The organism is Massilia sp. AB1 (assembly GCF_018119385.1).
Classification (GTDB): domain Bacteria; phylum Pseudomonadota; class Gammaproteobacteria; order Burkholderiales; family Burkholderiaceae_D; genus Telluria.
The window spans coordinates 57,905-75,155 of the sequence record NZ_JAGKSG010000025.1; the positions used below are offsets into that span (position 1 = coordinate 57,905).

At 66.9% G+C, this 17,251-nt stretch carries 20 protein-coding genes and 1 riboswitch; of the genes, 13 read left to right on the forward strand and 7 right to left on the reverse strand.

Going from position 1 to position 17,251, the window contains the following annotated elements; all coding sequences use genetic code 11:
• Positions 1 to 18 precede the first annotated feature (18 nt).
• Together J8847_RS15310 and J8847_RS15315 are read left to right on the forward strand one after the other, a co-directional pair.
• A complete protein-coding gene (locus tag J8847_RS15310) occupies positions 19 to 1,125 on the forward strand; it encodes a sensor histidine kinase (RefSeq protein WP_211525575.1) in 1,107 nt (368 codons plus the stop codon).
• Positions 1,122 to 1,727, forward strand: a complete 606-nt coding sequence (locus tag J8847_RS15315) for a response regulator transcription factor (protein WP_211525576.1) — start codon at positions 1,122 to 1,124, stop codon at positions 1,725 to 1,727. The genes J8847_RS15310 and J8847_RS15315 overlap by 4 nt, the downstream gene beginning before the upstream one ends.
• Here J8847_RS15315 and J8847_RS15320 read toward each other — a convergent pair.
• The 4 genes from J8847_RS15320 to J8847_RS15335 all read right to left on the reverse strand — a co-directional run bounded on the left by J8847_RS15320 (position 1,694) and on the right by J8847_RS15335 (position 3,595).
• On the reverse strand, positions 1,694 to 2,197 hold the full coding sequence (locus J8847_RS15320; RefSeq protein WP_211525577.1) for a hypothetical protein: 504 nt from the start codon (positions 2,195 to 2,197) through the stop codon (positions 1,694 to 1,696). The genes J8847_RS15315 and J8847_RS15320 overlap by 34 nt on opposite strands.
• 83 nt (positions 2,198 to 2,280) lie before the next feature.
• Positions 2,281 to 2,622 (reverse strand): SMR family transporter, encoded by a 342-nt coding sequence (locus J8847_RS15325; protein ID WP_211525578.1) that lies wholly within the window; start codon positions 2,620 to 2,622, stop codon positions 2,281 to 2,283.
• A gap of 221 nt (positions 2,623 to 2,843) precedes the next feature.
• Positions 2,844 to 3,290 (reverse strand): DUF2147 domain-containing protein, encoded by a 447-nt coding sequence (locus J8847_RS15330; protein WP_211525579.1) that lies wholly within the window; start codon positions 3,288 to 3,290, stop codon positions 2,844 to 2,846.
• Between the two features lie 107 nt (positions 3,291 to 3,397).
• The gene (locus J8847_RS15335) at positions 3,398 to 3,595 is read right to left on the reverse strand and encodes a hypothetical protein (protein WP_211525580.1); all 198 of its coding nucleotides are present in this window, start codon (positions 3,593 to 3,595) and stop codon (positions 3,398 to 3,400) included.
• 164 nt (positions 3,596 to 3,759) lie between these two features.
• Between J8847_RS15335 and J8847_RS15340 the strand changes: the two genes are divergently transcribed.
• Together J8847_RS15340 and J8847_RS15345 are read left to right on the forward strand one after the other, a co-directional pair.
• The gene (locus J8847_RS15340; RefSeq protein ID WP_211525581.1) at positions 3,760 to 4,200 is read left to right on the forward strand and encodes a DUF2214 family protein; all 441 of its coding nucleotides are present in this window, start codon (positions 3,760 to 3,762) and stop codon (positions 4,198 to 4,200) included.
• Between the two features lie 12 nt (positions 4,201 to 4,212).
• Positions 4,213 to 5,040, forward strand: coding sequence for a class D beta-lactamase (locus J8847_RS15345; protein WP_211525582.1), 828 nt, complete (start codon positions 4,213 to 4,215; stop codon positions 5,038 to 5,040).
• Positions 5,041 to 5,082: 42 nt separating this feature from the next.
• On the opposite strand, the gene J8847_RS15350 is transcribed toward J8847_RS15345, so the two are convergent.
• On the reverse strand, positions 5,083 to 5,976 hold the full coding sequence (locus tag J8847_RS15350) for a LysR family transcriptional regulator (RefSeq protein WP_211525583.1): 894 nt from the start codon (positions 5,974 to 5,976) through the stop codon (positions 5,083 to 5,085).
• Between the two features lie 103 nt (positions 5,977 to 6,079).
• On the opposite strand from J8847_RS15350, the gene J8847_RS15355 reads away from it, so the two are divergent.
• Both J8847_RS15355 and J8847_RS15360 read left to right on the forward strand, forming a co-directional pair.
• Positions 6,080 to 6,685: a glutathione S-transferase family protein gene (locus tag J8847_RS15355; RefSeq protein ID WP_211525584.1), complete on the forward strand. Its 606-nt coding sequence runs from the start codon at positions 6,080 to 6,082 to the stop codon at positions 6,683 to 6,685.
• A 1-nt stretch (position 6,686) separates the two neighbouring features.
• Complete coding sequence (locus J8847_RS15360; protein ID WP_211525585.1) at positions 6,687 to 7,559, forward strand: pyridoxamine 5'-phosphate oxidase family protein; 873 nt, start codon at positions 6,687 to 6,689, stop codon at positions 7,557 to 7,559.
• A 64-nt stretch (positions 7,560 to 7,623) separates the two neighbouring features.
• Here J8847_RS15360 and J8847_RS15365 read toward each other — a convergent pair whose 3' ends face one another.
• Complete coding sequence (locus tag J8847_RS15365; protein WP_211525586.1) at positions 7,624 to 10,437, reverse strand: valine--tRNA ligase; 2,814 nt, start codon at positions 10,435 to 10,437, stop codon at positions 7,624 to 7,626.
• A gap of 80 nt (positions 10,438 to 10,517) precedes the next feature.
• Positions 10,518 to 10,624, forward strand: a riboswitch (TPP riboswitch).
• Between the two features lie 83 nt (positions 10,625 to 10,707).
• On the opposite strand from J8847_RS15365, the gene thiC reads away from it, so the two are divergent.
• Genes thiC through J8847_RS15400 form a run of 7 tightly spaced genes read left to right on the forward strand, consistent with a single transcriptional unit; the run spans position 10,708 to position 16,286 of the window.
• Positions 10,708 to 12,588 (forward strand): phosphomethylpyrimidine synthase ThiC, encoded by a 1,881-nt coding sequence (gene thiC / locus J8847_RS15370; RefSeq protein WP_211525587.1) that lies wholly within the window; start codon positions 10,708 to 10,710, stop codon positions 12,586 to 12,588.
• A 3-nt stretch (positions 12,589 to 12,591) separates the two neighbouring features.
• Positions 12,592 to 12,795, forward strand: a complete 204-nt coding sequence (gene thiS, locus J8847_RS15375) for a sulfur carrier protein ThiS (protein WP_211525588.1) — start codon at positions 12,592 to 12,594, stop codon at positions 12,793 to 12,795.
• A gap of 12 nt (positions 12,796 to 12,807) precedes the next feature.
• Positions 12,808 to 13,614 carry a thiazole synthase gene (locus J8847_RS15380; protein WP_211525589.1) on the forward strand — a complete coding sequence of 269 codons (807 nt, stop codon included), beginning with the start codon at positions 12,808 to 12,810 and terminating at the stop codon, positions 13,612 to 13,614.
• On the forward strand, positions 13,611 to 14,351 hold the full coding sequence (locus tag J8847_RS15385) for a bifunctional hydroxymethylpyrimidine kinase/phosphomethylpyrimidine kinase (protein ID WP_211525590.1): 741 nt from the start codon (positions 13,611 to 13,613) through the stop codon (positions 14,349 to 14,351). Before J8847_RS15380 ends, J8847_RS15385 begins: the two co-directional genes overlap by 4 nt.
• An 11-nt stretch (positions 14,352 to 14,362) precedes the next feature.
• The gene (gene thiE / locus J8847_RS15390; protein WP_211525591.1) at positions 14,363 to 14,977 is read left to right on the forward strand and encodes a thiamine phosphate synthase; all 615 of its coding nucleotides are present in this window, start codon (positions 14,363 to 14,365) and stop codon (positions 14,975 to 14,977) included.
• A 41-nt stretch (positions 14,978 to 15,018) separates the two neighbouring features.
• Entirely contained in the window at positions 15,019 to 15,729 is a 711-nt protein-coding gene (locus J8847_RS15395; protein ID WP_211525592.1) for an ion channel, read from the forward strand.
• 44 nt (positions 15,730 to 15,773) lie between these two features.
• Positions 15,774 to 16,286 carry a GNAT family N-acetyltransferase gene (locus J8847_RS15400; protein WP_211525598.1) on the forward strand — a complete coding sequence of 171 codons (513 nt, stop codon included), beginning with the start codon at positions 15,774 to 15,776 and terminating at the stop codon, positions 16,284 to 16,286.
• Between the two features lie 133 nt (positions 16,287 to 16,419).
• Here J8847_RS15400 and J8847_RS15405 read toward each other — a convergent pair.
• Positions 16,420 to 17,251, reverse strand: an 832-nt coding sequence (locus J8847_RS15405) for a S8 family serine peptidase (protein ID WP_211525593.1), incomplete at its 5' end; no start/stop codon positions are given.

Consider the following 17,251-nt stretch of genomic DNA (forward strand, 5'->3'; position numbering starts at 1 on the left):
AACAAGGAAGAGACGAGCATGGAGAGAATCAGGCGCGTGCTGGCGGGGCCCTGGACCCCGCCGGAACTGGGCAAGCTGCCCTACCTGTGGATCCTGAGCCTGGGCTACCTGGGCTGGAAGTACGCCTACGTGACGCCCTCGCTGCTGGAGACGCTGCTGCTGGTGCTGACCATCCTCGTCTTCCTGCCGCTGTACTGCTTCGGCTTCTGGGCGCGCGGCTGGCAGTCGCTTGCGTGCATCGCGGCTTCCAGCCTGCTGGGCGCGCTGTGGGCGCCGCACAACGCGGGTGCGGCAAGCTTCTTCATCTTCGCCTGCGCCATGTGCGCCGGCCTGCCGAGCGCGCGGCACGCGGTGCCGGCGGCGCTGGCGGTCCTTGGCTTCGCCTCGCTGGTCTCGCTGCGCCTGGAGTACATGCGCCTGGTCTTCCTGCTGCCGGTGCTGACCATCGGCCTGCCGGTCGCCATCTCCGCCGTCATGGACCGCAGCCTGCGCAAGTCGCGCGCCCAGCTGCTGCGCAAGCAGGAAGAGGTCGAGCACTTCGCCCGCATCGCCGAACGCGAGCGCATCTCGCGCGACCTGCACGACCTGCTGGGCCATTCGCTGTCCCTGATCGCATTGAAGGCCGAACTGGCGGGCAAGCTGGCGCGCCGCGACGCCGACGCCTGTGCGCGCGAGATCGCCGACATCGAAACCAGCGCGCGCCAGGCCCTGGCCGAAGTGCGCGCCGCCGTGACGGGCTTCCGCCAGAGCGGTCTGGCGCAAGCGCTGGCCAGCGCCCGCGCCAGCCTGGCCGCGGCCGATGTCGCGCTCACCGAGCGGGTCGAACGCTTCCCGCTGGCCCCCAGCACCGAGCACGTGGTGGCGCTGGCCGTGCGCGAAGCCGTCACCAACATCGTCCGCCATGCAGGCGCGCGCAGCTGCACCCTGTCGCTGGCGCAGGAAGGCGGGGAGGCCGTGCTGCGCGTGGCCGACGATGGAAGGCTGCGCAGCGAAGACGGCCTCCAGCACGGCAACGGACTGGAAGGCATGCGCGAGCGCGTCTCGGCCGCCGGCGGCCGTCTCGCGCTGCATGTGCGCGACGGCCTGGAACTCGAACTGCATCTGCCGAATGGGGTGACCAATTGATCCGCATCCTGATTGCCGAAGACCAGAAGATGGTGCTGGGCGCCCTGTGCGCGCTGCTGCGCCTGGAACCCGATGTCGAGGTGGTCGGCAGCGCCGACAACGGCCGCGACGCGCTGACCCTGTGCCTGGACAAGGCGCCGGACATCGTCCTGACCGACATCGAAATGCCGCACATGACCGGCCTGGAGCTGGCCGCGCGCCTGCGCGAGGCGAAGTCGCCCGCGAAGGTGATCGTGGTGACGACCTTCGGCCGCAGCGGCTACCTGCGGCGCGCACTCGAAGCCGGCGTGCGCGGCTACCTGCTCAAGGACGCGCCGGTGGACGCCCTGGCCGAGGCGATCCGCACCGTGCATGCGGGCGGACGCGCCATCGCTCCCGAACTGGCGCTGGAAAGCTGGAGCGGCGGCAGCGACCCGCTGACCGAGCGCGAACGCCAGGTGCTGCGCCTGGCCGGAGAAGGGCGCAGCAGCGCCGACATCGCGCGCCAGGTGCACCTGTCGGAGGGCACGGTGCGGAACTACCTGTCGGAAGCGATCAGCAAGGTGGGCGCGGGCAACCGCGTGGAAGCTTATCGGATGGCGCGCGACGCCGGCTGGCTGTAGCGGCGGCTGCGCAAGGGTTTGGCGAGCGGATGGGTGCGGCGCGGCGTCTTGCGCGGCGTGGGGACGACCATCAGCGGATGGATGAAGCTCAGGTAGAGCAGGATGGTCAGCACCAGCAGGTAGGCGCAGATGAAGACCATCATCAGGTTGTCGCCATGCCAGATCACGATCGCGCTGGCGCCGAAGGGCACCAGCAGCATCAGGGCCGCGAAGGAGCGCAGGCCGGGCGAGCGGCTCATGCGGTGGCCGGCCATGGCGACCAGGAAGAAACCGGTCGAGGCCAGCGCCAGTCCCAGCAGGCAGATGTAGGGTTCGGCGGCGTCCGGAATGCCGTGCGCGGTGGACGCCAGCAGCGCCGCCGGCAGCAGGATGCCGAACACGCCGCCGGCCAGGCTCAGCAGGCGCAGCACACGCATGGCCCGGCCCCGGAAGAAGGGGCGTGCGGTGTGCGTGATCGGAGTCGGGTTCATGCGCGCTGGCTCAGGATGACGTCGTCTTGACGTTAGCATAGCCGCAATCCCATGACAGCGGAATGAATTGCGTGTGCGACATATCAGTGGGCGGCGCTTTTCGAGAACAGGTTGATCACCGCCACCCCGGCAATGATGAGCGCCAGGCCGGCGATGGCGGCCAGGTCCAGGGTCTGGCGGTAGACGATCCAGCTCACCAGCGAAATCAGGATGATGCCGACGCCCGACCAGATCGCGTAGGCGATGCCTGTCGGCAGCACGCGCAGGCTGAAGGTCAGCAGGTAGAAGGACAGGGCGTAGCAGGCCACCGTCACGAGGCTGGGCAGCGGACGGGTGAAGCTGTCCGAGGCTTTCAGGGCGGTGGTGCCGATGACTTCGGAAACGATGGCGAGGCCGAGGTAGACGTAGGCCTGGGTCGGGGTCATGGGAGGCGGCCCGTCGGAATGATATGGTGTTTAGTTAGCAGAAAGACGTCGTTACTGCCACTGGCAGTAACGACCCCCGGCGAAGGCCGGGGCCCAAGTTTGCGTAAGCTATCGAGACGCTAAACTTAGGCGGAACAATGCCGGTGGCATTGTTCCGGCCTTCGCCGGAACGACGTTTATACGCTAACCGGGAGAACATGGTTAGCGACTGCTCGCACAGCTTACTGCTCGCGCACCCAGGTCTGGGAACGCCCGAACATCGGCGCGCCGATGTAGCCGCGCACTTCGAGCTTGTTGCCGTTGTCCTTCAGGGTCGCCTTGCTCTTGTAGGTCTTGCCCTTGCTCGGATCGAGGATCTCGCCGCCGGTGTACTCGTCGCCTTCCTTCTTCAGGCCCGAGAGGATGGTCAGGCCGATCATCGGCTGGTCCTTGCGCGCGCCGTCGCACTTCACGCATTTCGGGTTCTGGTCTTCGGTGGGGGCGCGGAACAGTTTTTCGATGCGGCCGGTCAGGACGCCCTGTTCCTCGGTGATGCGGACCAGCGCCTTCGGCTTGCCGGTTTCGTCGTCGATCGTCTTCCAGGTGCCGACCGGCGAGGAATTGTCCGCCCAGGCGGCAGGCATCGCGAACATGGCGGCAATCAGGCTTACGCCCATCAGGTGTCGCATCTTGAGTCTCCAGTGTAGTTGTGGTGCTGCCCAGTGTAGCAAACCCGATTCGCAGCGGGGGTGCGCGAAACCGAGGAAACCCTCCAATTTATGCACCGGCGTGCGCTTCAGGCAGCGGGAGGCAGGTCCAGGGTCGGCAACTGGTTGCGCCTTTCAGTGGGGCGGGTCAGCACGCGCAGCGTGACCTCGAGCGGAACGCCCATGTCGGCCAGTTCGCGCGCCACGCCCGGCCGGCCCTGGCTGGCGGCGTCGTGAATCACATTCTCGATGAGCAGGGCGGTCTTGTAGTCGGTTCGTCGGTCCATGCAGCGATCCTAACATGGCTGCGTCAATACGAGATCCTTGCTGATATGCATTTCATGCAAGCCCGATGCTTGCCGTCACGCCGTCACGGGATTCGGTCCCACCATGGTTGAGGCAGTCGCAGTCCAGGCATATCATTGCCGTCACCCCATCACCGGAGACCACGATGACCGACCTGCTGCTCGCCATCCTGCATCACGTGACCATGTTCGCCCTGTTCGGCGTGCTCGCCGTCGAACTGGCGGTCGTCAAGCCGAATATGACGACCGGCCAGGTCGCCCTGGCCGCGCGCGTCGACCGCTTGTACGGACTGTTCGCCATGCTGATGATCGTCATCGGCTTCTCGCGCGCCGTGTTCGCCGCCAAGGGCTGGGACTACTATTCCCACAACGGCTTCTTCTGGGCCAAGATCGCGAGCTTCGCGCTGGTCGGAGCGCTGTCGGCGCTCCCCACCATCCGCTTCATCCGCTGGCGCCGCGCCAGCCACCGCCCGGACGACGGCGAGGTCGCACATGTGCGGCGCTTCCTGCATGCCCAGGCCGCGCTATTCTTCCTGATTCCGATCTTCGCGGCCGCCATGGCGCGCGGCTACGGCAGCTTTACCTGACAAGGAAACCTCATGCACATGTTGTCCGGCGTGGCCGCGCGCCTGCTATTGTCCCTGGCCGCCTTGCTGGCCGCCCAGTCCGCCCACGCGGCCTTGCCGGACGTGGATATCGGCGCCCGCTTTCGCGAAGCGCGCGTGGAAGGGACCTTCGTGCTGCTCGACGGCCGGAGCGGCGAGATCCGGCGCCATGCGCCGGCGCGGGCCGCGCAGGGCTTCCTGCCGGCGTCGACTTACAAGATCCCGAATACCCTGATCGCCCTGGAGGAGGGCGCCGCCAGGGACAAGGATGTCAAGCTGGCCTGGGACAGCGCGCGTGCGCCGCGCCAGCCGTGGTGGCCGGCGTCGTGGGCGCAGGACCACACCCTGGAGTCGGCGCTGAAGAACTCGGCGGTCTGGTATTACCAGGAGATGGCGCGGCGCATCGGTCCGTCCCGGATGCAGCACTGGGTCGACCGCTTCGGCTACGGCAACCGCGACATCTCGGGCGGCATCGACCAGTTCTGGCTGACGGGCGGCCTGCGCATCTCGGCGGACCAGCAGGTCGATTTCCTGCGCCGCTTTTACGCCGGCCAGCTTGGCGTCTCGGCGCGCACCACCCGGCTCGCCAAGGAGATGCTGGTGCTGGAGGAGACCCCGGACTACCGCCTGAGCGGCAAGAGCGGCTGGGCCGGTTTCGGCGAACCCTCACAGTCCCAGCTCGGCTGGCTGGTGGGTTACCTGGAACGCGAAGGCAAGGTGCACTTCTTCGCCATGAACCTCGATATCGCGCGTCCCGGGGACACCGCGGCGCGCATGAACATCCTCAAGGCGGTGCTGCGCGACTTCCGCTTGCTGCCCTGATCACGCCTGCTGTCTCCGGGCAGCAGAACCTGAAGTGACGGCCTAGTGGATTGCCTGCAGCTGCGTGAATTCTTCGATGGCGAAATCGACGAAGGCGCGCGCCCGCGGCGCCATGTGGCGCGCGCTCGGAAAGACCAGGTGGACGGGCAGCGGCGCCGGTTCGTAGTCGGTCAGCAGGCGGCTGAGGGCGCCGGCCTGCAGGTCGGGCACGGCCTGGTAGGACAGGACGCGTGCGATGCCGAAGCCTTCGCGCGCCGCGTTCAGCACCCCTTCCACATCGTTCACCTGCAGGCGCGGCGCGAAGCGCACGACTTGTTCGCTCCCCGCCGCGCCGAAGCGCCACTCCGGCAGGCCGCGCACCGCGGTGCCCAGGATGAGTTCGTGCTGCGCCAGTTCCTCCGGCGTGGCCGGCTCGCCTCGGCGCCCCAGGTAGTCGGGACTGGCGACGGTAATCCGCTTCACCGCGCCCAGCTCGCGGGCGACCAGGCCGGAGTTCTCCAGCGCGCCGATGCGCAAGGCGATGTCGACGCCATTGTCGATCAGGTGCATGTTGCGGTCAGCCAGCACCAGGTCGACCTGGATATCCGGATGGCGCATCAGGAAGCGGGTGGCGAGCGAGGTCATGTAGCGGCGGCCGAACACCATGGGCGCCGTGATCCGCAGCAGGCCCTGGGGCGGCCCGGCCTGGTATTCGCACATCGCCGATTCGTACTCGGCCAGCAGGCGACGCGCGTGCGTGGCGAGCCGCTGTCCTTCGCCGGTCGCCGACAGCCTGCGCGTGCTCCTTTCGAACAGCCGAGTCCCGATGCGCTGCTCGAGCGTGGCAAGCATGCGCGTGACCGCCGACGGCGAGCGGCGCAGCTTGTGGGCCGCGGCGGCCATGCTGCCGGTATCGAGGATGGCGAGGAACACCTGCAGTTCGTCTAAGCGGTCCATGGACTGTTGCGCGTGGCGGAAGAATGAATTGCCATTATGTGCTATTCCGGCAAGAGAGTGTCGTGGCTAGGATAGGCGTACCGCCAACTCTTCTTCCTTCACCATGACGACTTCCATCATCCTGTACGGCACCGCGCTTTCCGGGCACACCCACCGCGTGGAATTGTTCCTGAACCTGCTGGGGCTCGCTTACCGCCGCATCGACGCGCCGGCCCCGGTCCGCAAGAGCGCCGAATTCCTGGACCTGAACCCGCTCGGCCAGATTCCCGTCCTGCAGGATGGGGAGGTAGTGCTGGCGGACAGCAATGCCATCCTGGTGTATCTCGCCAAGCGCTACGCGCCGGGCGGCGCCTGGCTGCCGGAGGATCCGGTCGGCGCGGCGCGGGTCCAGCGCTGGCTGTCGCTGGCGGCCGGCGAGATCGCCTACGGCCCGGCGAAGGCGCGTATTTCAGCGCGCTTCGGCGATACCGGTATGCCGCCGGCGCTCATGCAGCGGCTGGCCGGGCAGGCGCTGGCCTTCATGGAATCCACGCTCGGCCGGCAGGACTTCCTTGCCGACGCGACGCCGACCCTGGCGGACCTGGCGTGCTACGCCTATATCGCTCATGCGCCGGAAGGCGGGATCGCGCTGGATCCCTATCCGCAGGTGCGCGCCTGGATCGCGCGTGTCCAGGCCTTGCCCGGCTTTATCGCGATGCCGGAGAAGTGAGATGGACGACCACCGCCTGCCGGAACCCTTCCATGCCGGCGAACTGCGCGCCCAGCAGCTCGCGGGCGGCGGACCGGCAGGCGCGCCGATCCGCAGCCAGATGCCGGAGCAGCACCGCCAGTTCTTTCCCTTGCTGCGCTTCCTGTGTGTCGGCTTGGCGGACGACAGCGGATGGCCGATTGCCACGCTGCTGCACGGGGAACCGGGGTTCGTCGCGTCCCCTGATCCGGGACGGCTGCGGGTTGCCGCTGTGCCGGATGGGGACGATCCGGCGTTTTCCCACTTGGGGGAGGGCAGCGGGATCGGCATGCTCGGCATCGACCTGGGGACGCGGCGGCGCAATCGTGCCAACGGCAAGGTCGCGCAGATGGATGGCGGGGGTTTCGTGGTCGATGTGGAGCAATCGTTCGGCAACTGTCCGAAGTATATCCACGTACGCCAGCTGGACCCGGTGGAGCGGCAGAGAGGGCAGGTCGAGCGTCTTGGCGCCGCGCTGTCCGAGGATGCGCTGGCCATGATCGCGGGGTGCGAGACGATGTTCGTTGCCACTATCGGCGGCGAAGCGGGCGGGCTCGACATCTCGCATCGGGGCGGCGAGGCGGGGTTCCTGCGCTTGAAGGGGAATGTGCTGACCGTGCCGGATTATCCGGGGAATCGCTACTTCAACACGCTGGGGAACCTGCTGCTGGAGCCGCGTGCTTCGCTGGTGATGCCGGACTTCGGGACGGGGGACGTGCTGCAGTTGCAGGGTATTGCCGAGGTGCTGTGGAGGGCGGACGGGCTGGATGATCCGCGTGCGGAGCGGGCGTGGGAATTCAGTGTCGTGCGCGGATGGCTGAGGCGTGCGGCGCTTCCGCTTGTTCAGTTAGCGTAAAAACGTCGTCCCGGCCGAGGGGAACGCCGAGTCCCGGGACGACGTGTTGGAGCAAACTAAATAATCAAGCTGCCGGCAGCTTCGCCAGCTGTTCTTCCATCTTGGCCAGCGTCGCCGAGAAGTTCGCCACGCGCTCCTTCTCCTGCGCCACCACGGCCGCGGGCGCACGCGCCACGAAGCTTTCGTTCGACAGCTTGCCGTTGGCCTTGGCGATCTCGCCCTGCACGCGCGCGATCTCTTTCGACAGGCGCTCGCGCTCGGCGGCGACGTCGATCTCGACCTTGAGCATCAGCTTGGTGGTGCCGACGATCGACACGGCCGCCGGCGAATCCGGCAGCGCGTCGACGATCTGCACTTCCTGCAGCTTGCCCAGCGACTGGATGTAGGGCGCGAACACCGCCATGCGCGCGCGGTCTTCGGCGTTGCCCGGCTCCAGGAACAGCGGCACGCGCACCGACGGCGACAGCGACATCTCGCCGCGCAGGTTGCGGGTGGCGTCGGTCAGGGCCTTGAGCTGGTCCATCCAGGCTTCCGCGTCCTCGTTCACGAAGGAGGTGTCGGCCAGCGGGTAAGGCTGCAGCATGATCGAATCACCGGTCTTGCCCGCCAGCGGCGCGACGCTCTGCCACAGGGCTTCGGTCACGAACGGGATGATCGGATGCGCCAGGCGCAGGATCACTTCCAGCACGCGCAGCAGGGTGTGGCGGGTGGCGCGCTGCTGCGCTTCCGTACCCTGCTGCACCTGGACCTTGGCCACTTCCAGGTACCAGTCGCAATATTCGTCCCAGACGAACTTGTAGATGCTGCTCGCGATATTGTCGAAGCGGTAGTCGGCGAAGCCCTTGGCCACGTCCAGCTCGACGCGGTTCATCAGCGAGATGATCCAGCGGTCGGCCTGCGACAGGTCGGCATCGTCCGGCTTGCCGGATGGCCGTACCCCGCAGTCCTTGCCTTCCGTGTTCATCATCACGAAGCGGGTGGCGTTCCACAGCTTGTTGCAGAAGTTGCGGTAGCCCTCGCAGCGGCCGAGGTCGAAGTTGATGTTGCGGCCCAGCGAAGCGTAGCTGGCCATGGTGAAGCGCACGGCGTCGGTGCCGAAGGCCGGGATCCCTTCCGGGAATTCCTTGCGGGTGGCCTTTGCGATCTTCTCGGCCGAGCGCGGGTCCATCAGGCCGGTGGTGCGCTTGCCCACCAGGGTTTCGACGTCGATGCCGTCGATCAGGTCGATCGGGTCGAGGGTGTTGCCCTTCGACTTGGACATCTTCTGGCCCTGCGAGTCGCGCACCAGGCCGTGCACGTACACGGTCTCGAACGGCACCTTGCCGGTGAAGTGGGTGGTCAGCATGACCATGCGCGCCACCCAGAAGAAGATGATGTCGAAGCCGGTCACCAGCACCGACGAGGGCAGGAACATCTTCATGTCCGGGGTCTCTTCCGGCCAGCCCATGGTGGAGAAGGGCACCAGCGCCGACGAGAACCAGGTGTCGAGCACGTCGTCGTCGCGGTGCAGTTCGCCGGTGATGCCTTGCGCGGCCGCGTTGGCCTTGGCTTCCTCTTCGTCGCGTGCGACCACGATGTTCCCAAGCTCGTCGTACCAGGCCGGGATGCGGTGGCCCCACCACAGCTGGCGCGAGATGCACCAGTCCTGGATGTTGCCCAGCCACTGGTTGTAGGTGGTGGTCCAGTTCTCCGGCACGAACTTGATCTCGCCGCTGGCGACCTTTTCCAGGGCCACGTCGGTGATCGACTTGCCCGGGTTGAAAGTGCCTTCCGGCGCCGGCTTGCTCATGGCGACGAACCACTGGTCGGTCAGCATCGGCTCGATCACGACGCCGGTGCGGTCGCCGCGCGGCACCATCAGCTTGTGCGGCTTGACTTCGGCCAGCAGGCCTTGCGCGTCCAGGTCGGCGACGATCTGCTTGCGCGCGGCGAAGCGGTCCAGGCCCTGGTACTGGGCCGGGCCGTTCTCGTTGATCTTCGCGTCCAGGGTGAAGATGTTGATCGGCTCGAGCTTGGCGCGCTGGCCGACGGCGTAGTCGTTGAAGTCGTGGGCCGGGGTGATCTTCACGCAGCCGGTGCCGAATTCCTTGTCCACGTAGCTGTCGGCGATCACCGGGATCTGGCGGCCGGTCAGCGGCAGGGTCAGCATCTTGCCGTGCAGGTGGGTGTAGCGCTCGTCGGTCGGGTCGACCGCGACGGCGACGTCGCCCAGCATGGTTTCAGGACGGGTGGTGGCGACCGTCAGGTGGCCCGAGCCGTCCGCCAGCGGGTAATTGATGTACCACATCGAGCCGTCTTCTTCCTGCGAATCGACTTCCAGGTCCGAGACGGCGGTGCCCAGCACCGGATCCCAGTTCACCAGGCGCTTGCCGCGGTAGATCAGGCCTTGTTCGAACAGGCGCACGAAGACTTCGACCACGGTCTTGGAACGGGTTTCGTCCATGGTGAAGTATTCGCGGGTCCAGTCGGCGGAGGCGCCCAGGCGGCGCATCTGGCCGGTGATGGTGTTGCCCGACTTTTCCTTCCACTCCCAGACCTTCTCGAGGAAGGCTTCGCGGCCGAGGTCGTGGCGCGAGATTTTCTGGGCGTCGAGCTGGCGCTCGACCACGATCTGGGTGGCGATGCCGGCGTGGTCGGTGCCCGGCACCCACGCGGTGTTATAGCCGCGCATGCGGTAGTAGCGGGTCAGGCCGTCCATGACGGTCTGGTTGAACGCGTGGCCCATGTGCAGCGTGCCGGTGACGTTCGGCGGCGGCAGCTGGATGCTGAACGACGGCTTGCCCTCGTCCATGCTCGCGGTGAAGTAACCGCGCTTTTCCCACTCGGCGCGCCAGTATTGTTCAATGTCCGCTGGCTCGAAAGACTTGGCTAATTCCATGATGTGGTGGCGTAAAGATTTTGCGAAAAGAACCATTATAGAGTAGAAGCGGCTATAATTCGGCCCGTCCACCGCAAGGTGGCACACGCTAGGGGTCCTGCCTGTCGCAACTGCGACACGCGGGTGAGAAATACCCTCCGAACCTGATCTGGATAATGCCAGCGAAGGGAAGCAGTCAGCATCGCCGTGGCTCCGCGCATCCGTGCTGCGCCAACGCATCCTGGCACACTCCTTTGCTGGCTCCTGTTAGCAATGCAGCAAAGGAGCCACATGAATGCACCGTTGAAGTTCGATTCCGCCACCGCCCAGGTGGACCAGGCGGCGATCGCTCCCCTCCCGAATTCCCGCAAGGTCTATATCGAAGGCAGCCGGCCCGACATCCGCGTGCCGATGCGCGAAATCAGCCAGTCGCCCACCCCGGCCAGCTTCGGCGGCGAACCGAACCCGCCGCTCTACGTCTACGACACCTCCGGCGCCTATACCGACCCGGCCGCCGCCATCGACATCCGCAGCGGCCTGGGCACGCCGCGCGCGCCCTGGATCCTGGAGCGCGGCGACACCGAAGAGCTGAGCGGTCCGACCTCCGCCTACGGCCAGGCGCGCCTTGCCGACCCGGCCCTGGAGCCGCTGCGCTTCTCGCTGCAGCGCACCCCGCGCCGCGCCCGCGCCGGCAAGAACGTCACCCAGATGCATTACGCCCGCCAGGGAATCATCACGCCCGAGATGGAATTCGTGGCCCTGCGCGAGAACATGCGCCGCAAGGAATACATCGAGTCGCTGCACGCGTCGGGCCCCAGGGCCAAGCGGGTCGCCGACCTGCTCGGCCGCCAGCATCCGGGCCAGTCCTTCGGCGCCAGCATCCCGGCCGAGATCACGCCGGAATTCGTGCGTAGCGAAGTGGCGCGCGGCCGCGCCATCATCCCGGCCAACATCAACCACCCGGAAGTCGAGCCCATGATCATCGGCCGCAACTTCCTGGTGAAGGTCAACGCCAACATCGGCAACTCGGCCGTCACTTCCTCGATCGGCGAGGAAGTCGAGAAGATGACCTGGGCCATCCGCTGGGGCGCCGATACGGTCATGGACCTCTCCACCGGCAAGCATATTCACGAGACGCGCGAATGGATCGTGCGTAACAGCCCGGTCCCGATCGGCACCGTGCCGATCTACCAGGCGCTGGAAAAGGTGAACGGCAAGGCCGAGGACCTGACCTGGGAAATCTTCCGCGACACCCTGATCGAACAGGCGGAGCAGGGCGTCGACTACTTCACCATCCACGCCGGCGTGCTGCTGCGCTACGTGCCGATGACGGCAAACCGCCTGACCGGCATCGTCTCGCGCGGCGGCTCGATCATGGCCAAGTGGTGCCTGGCCCACCACAAGGAATCCTTCCTGTACACGCACTTCGAAGACATCTGCGAGATCATGAAGGCTTACGACGTGTCCTTCAGCCTGGGCGACGGCCTGCGCCCCGGCTCGATCTACGACGCCAACGACGAAGCCCAGCTGGCCGAGCTCAAGACCCTGGGCGAGCTGACCCAGATCGCCTGGAAGCACGACGTCCAGACCATCATCGAAGGCCCGGGCCACGTGCCGCTGCACCTCATTAAAGAGAACATGGACCTGCAGCTGGAGCAGTGCCACGAGGCGCCGTTCTACACCCTGGGACCGCTGACCACCGACATCGCGCCCGGCTACGACCACATCACCTCGGGCATCGGCGCGGCCAACATCGGCTGGTACGGCACCGCCATGCTGTGCTACGTGACGCCCAAGGAGCACCTGGGCCTGCCCGACAAGAACGACGTCAAGGACGGCATCATCACCTACAAGATCGCCGCCCACGCCGCCGACCTGGCCAAGGGCCATCCGGGTGCCCAGCTGCGCGACAACGCCCTGTCCAAGGCGCGCTTCGAGTTCCGCTGGGAAGACCAGTTCAACCTGGGCCTGGACCCGGACAAGGCGCGCGAATTCCACGACGAGACCCTGCCCAAGGATTCGGCCAAGGTGGCGCACTTCTGCTCGATGTGCGGCCCGCACTTCTGCTCGATGAAGATCACGCAGGAGGTGCGCGAATACGCGGCCAAGGGCATGGAAGAGAAGGCGATCGAGTTCGTGCGCAACGGCGCGCAACTCTACCGCGAGGTGTGAGCCATGCCGCAGATCCTCGTGAACGGACAAGCCTGGAGCGCGCCGGACCAGCAGTCGCTCCAGGAACTGGTCGCCGAACTGGGACTGGCGGGGCAGGGCATCGCCCTGGCCGTCAACCGCGAAGTGGTGCCGCGCCCGCAGTGGCCGCAGCGCCGCCTGGCGGAACAGGACAAGGTGGATATCGTGCGCGCCATCGGCGGCGGCTGAAAGGAGACAGGAATGAATGCAATGACTGAATTGAACCATGACGACGTGTTGACCATCGCGGGCCGCCAGTACCACTCGCGCCTGCTGGTCGGCAGCGGCAAGTACCGCGACCTGGACCAGACCCGCGAAGCGACCCTGGCGGCCGGTGCGGAAATCATCACCGTGGCGATCCGCCGCGTGAACATCGGCCAGGACCCGAACGCGCCCAGCCTGCTGGACGTGCTGCCCCCGGGCGAATTCACCATCCTGCCGAATACGGCGGGCTGCTACACCGCCAAGGACGCGGTCTACACCCTGCAAATGGCGCGCGAACTCCTGAACGGCCACAAGCTGGTCAAGCTGGAAGTGCTGGGCGACGAGAAGACCCTGTTCCCGCACATGCCGGAGACCCTCAAGGCGGCCGAGACCCTGGTGAAGGACGGCTTCGACGTCATGGTCTACTGCAGCGACGATCCGATCCAGGCGCGCATCCTGCAGGAGATCGGCTGCGTGGCGGTGATGCCGCTGGCTTCGCTGATCGGCTCGGGCATGGGTATCCTGAATCCGTGGAACCTGCGCCTGGTGATCGAACAGGCTACGGTGCCGGTGCTGGTCGATGCCGGCGTGGGCACGGCCTCGGATGCGGCCATCGCCATGGAGCTGGGCTGTGACGGCGTCCTGATGAACACCGCCATCGCCGCTGCCCGGGACCCGGTGCGCATGGCGCGCGCCATGAAGCACGCGGTGCAGGCCGGCCGCGACGCCTTCCTGGCCGGCCGCATGCCGAAGCGCTTCGCCGCCTCGCCGTCCTCGCCGGTGGAAGGGAAAATCACCGGATGAGCGCCAACGTGCTCGTGTTCGCCGGGCTCGATCCCGGCGGCGGGGCCGGCCTGGCCGCGGACATCCTGGCGATCGCGGCCCAGGGCGCGCATGCGCTGCCGGTCGCGACCACCTTGACCGCGCAGGACAACAACCGCGTGTTCGAGGTGGAGCCGGTGGCCAGCAGCATGGTGCTGCGCCAGGCCGATCCGCTCATCAGGAGCTGCTGGATCGATGCGGTCAAGATCGGCATCCCGGGCAGCGCGGCCAATGCCGAGGCGATCGCCGTCGTGGTGCGCCGCCTGCGCGAGCGCAATCCCGGCCTGCCGGTGGTGCTCGACCCGGTGCTGGCCAGCGGCCACGGCCAAGCGCTGGGGCGGGGCGATCCGGCCGCTGCTTTACGCGAACTGCTGGCCCTGGCCACGATCGCGGTGCCCAACCTGCCGGAAGCGGCCGCGCTGGGCGAACTGCCCTGCGAGCACGTGCTGGTCACCGGCGGCCACACGGACGGCAACCTGGTCGTCAACCGCTGGCTGCGCGGCGGCGCCGACATCCGCAGCTGGGGCTGGCCGCGCCTGCCCCATGAATATCACGGCAGCGGCTGCACCCTGGCCGCCGCCATCGCGGCGCGCCTGGCCCTGGGCGACGAGATGGAAGCCGCGCTGTCGCGCGCCCAGGCCTATACCTACCGCACCCTGGACCAGGCCTTCGCCATCGCACCGGGGCAGCGCATTCCGCGCCGCATCCTCACCCCCTGAAAGGATTTTTTATGCGAGGCTTATATTTGGTCACGCCCAACTGGGACGACACCGAGCGCCTGCTCGCCCTCACCGACAGCGCGCTGGCCGCAGGCGCCGCGCTGGTCCAGTACCGGCACAAGGACGCCAGCGCGGCGTTGCGCGCGGAGCAGGCGCAAGCCCTGCTGGCGCTGTGCCGCCGGCGCGGCCGGCAGCTGGTCGTCAACGACCACCTCGACCTCTGCCGCGATATCGATGCCGACGGCGTGCACGTCGGCCACACCGACATGGCGGTGGCGCAGGCGCGTGCGCTGCTGGGCAAGGACAAGATCGTCGGCGCTTCCTGCTACGGCGAGCTGGACCTGGCGCTGTCGGCCCAGGATGCGGGCGCCAGCTACGTGGCCTTCGGCGGTTTCTATCCTTCGCCGGTCAAGAAATACAGCTTCGTGACCCCGCCCGAGCTGCTCGACCGTGCGCGCGAAAAGATCGGTGTGCCCATCGTGGTCATCGGCGGCATGACGCCCGCCAACGCCGCGCCGCTGGTGGCGCTCTGGGCCGACATGGTGGCGGCGATCACCAGCGTGTACGGGGCCGACGATCCCGCCGCGGCCGTACGCGCATTCGGACTCCTGTTCGAGGCGCGCTGAACCTACAATAGGCGCATCGAGACTTTCGCCTGTACAAAGCCATGCGACTCACGCGCCTGTTCATCCATACCCGGCATCATCCGTCCGCGATCCTGCTCATGGTCCAGCTGACCGGGATGCTGCTGTATCCCTTCATCGAGCCTTCGCCCGATAGCCACGTGGCCTTCAATGCCTTCGGCATCCTGGTGCTGGCGTTTACGATCCGCATGGTGCGCCGCACGCCGGGCGAAACCGGGATCAGCGTGGCGCTGGCCGTGCCGATCATCATCTTGCTGGTGCTGCAGTCGCTGTTCGACATGCCTGGACTGCTGCGCTGGTCGTCCGGCCTCGAGGCCTTGTTTTACCTGTATGCGGCCGGGAGCCTGGTGGCCTACATGATGGAGGACCAGCGCGCCACCACCGACGAACTGTTCGCGGCAGCCGCCACCTTCACCTTGCTGGCCTGGGGCTTCACCCACCTCTACATTTTGGTGCAGGAGCTGCAGCCGGGCACCTACGCTGCCGCCGTCAACGCCGCGGCGCCGCGCACCTGGACCGAATTGAATTACCTGAGCTTCGCGCTGCTGTCGAGTACCGGCATCGGCGACGTGATTCCTCTCACGCCGCACGCAAGGGCGCTGGCCAGCGTCGAGATGCTGGTCGGGCTGATGTACCTGGCGGCGGTGGTGGCGCGCCTGATCGGTTTCACGACGACCAGCAAGGTTGCGCGCCGCCGGGGTAGGGACGCGGACGACACCTGGGACCAGGATTGACGGATAGAATGGGATTTTCCATTCTTAGAAGGCTTCCCGTGGACATGCCCACCGCATCGCTACTCATTCGCCGCTTCCAGGCCCACGAATGGCCGGCCTATCGCGCGATCCGCCTGCGCTCGCTGGGCGATGCGCCGGACGCCTTCGGCAGCACGCTGGAGGCGGAGCAGGCCTATCCCGACGATACCTGGTCCGGACGGCTGGCGCGTTCCGAGGTGTCGGGCATCGATTGTCCGCTGGCGGCGGAGCTCGACGGGCAGCTGGTCGGGCTGACCTGGGCCAAGGTGGATGGCGAGGATCCCTTGCTCGTCAACCTGTTCCAGATGTGGGTGGCGCCGGAGGCGCGCGGACGGCGCGTGGCGGCGGCTTTGCTGGATGAGGCGATTGCCTGGGCCAGGGCACGCGGTGCGCGGGCGATGCGGCTGGGTGTCGAGTGCGGGAATGCTGCAGCTCTGCGTTTGTACGAGAACGCAGGGTTCCGGGATGTCGGGGTGCGCGAGCCGATGCGGCCGGGGTCGGAGCTGGTTGAGCAGAGGATGTGGTTGGATTTGCTGTAGCGGTTTGCATGTAGAACTTAGGTTCCGGCCAAGGGGGACTCGGCGTCCCCCTCGGCCGGAACCCAAGTTTCTAAGCGCACCACAAAAAAAAAGGACGCCGAAGCGTCCTTTTTGTCCTGCTCGAAGAGCCGGATTAGTTACCGCAGCCCAGGGCCTTGATGCGGTCGTAGGCAGCCTTCGCCTGGACCAGGCCGTAGCCGTACTTGGTGTCGCGGCCGGCGGTGCCCAGGTCCTGTGCGGACTTGGTCAGCGAAGCGCGCATCTGTGCGCTGGTGCAGGTCGGGAAGTAGCTCCACACCAGGGCAGCGACTGCCGACACGTGCGGGGTCGCCATCGAGGTGCCGTCGTAGTAAGCGTAGTTGGTCTTCTTCACGCCCACGGTTGCGCTCTGGCCCAGCTGGCCCTTCATTGCCGCGCCGTCGGTGTCGCTCGCAGTGACCGACGGGATCTTGGTCACGGTGGTGCCCAGGGTGCCGCCGAAGCTGCCCGCTACGTTGTTGTACACGATGGCGCCGACGCCGCCGCTCTTTTCGCAGTTCGAGACCTTGACCGCGAAGTCGATGTTGCCGCGCTGGATCAGGCAGACCTTGCCGGACACGTTGGTGTTGATGGCGTCGCCCAGGCCGAAGTCGGCCAGCGCAGCGGTCGCGGTGGCGACCGGCGAACCTTCCATCGAGCCTGCGGTGTAGTTGACGCCGCCCACGGTCAGGACGCCTTCGGTGCCGCCGCCCATCGGGACGGTCGACAGCACGCCGACGCCAGGACCGGCGAGTTCGACCTTGCTGTTGTACTGCGAGAAGGGGGCCCAGGCCTTGTTCTCGTCGACCGCGCCGACCATCACCACGCTGCTGTAGCCAGCCGGGTAGGAGATCACGGTGTTGCCGTCGTTGCCGGCGGCGGCGACGTTCAGCACGCCCTTCGAGTACAGGCTGTCGAAGGCGCGCTGCTCGGTCTTGCTTGCCCGT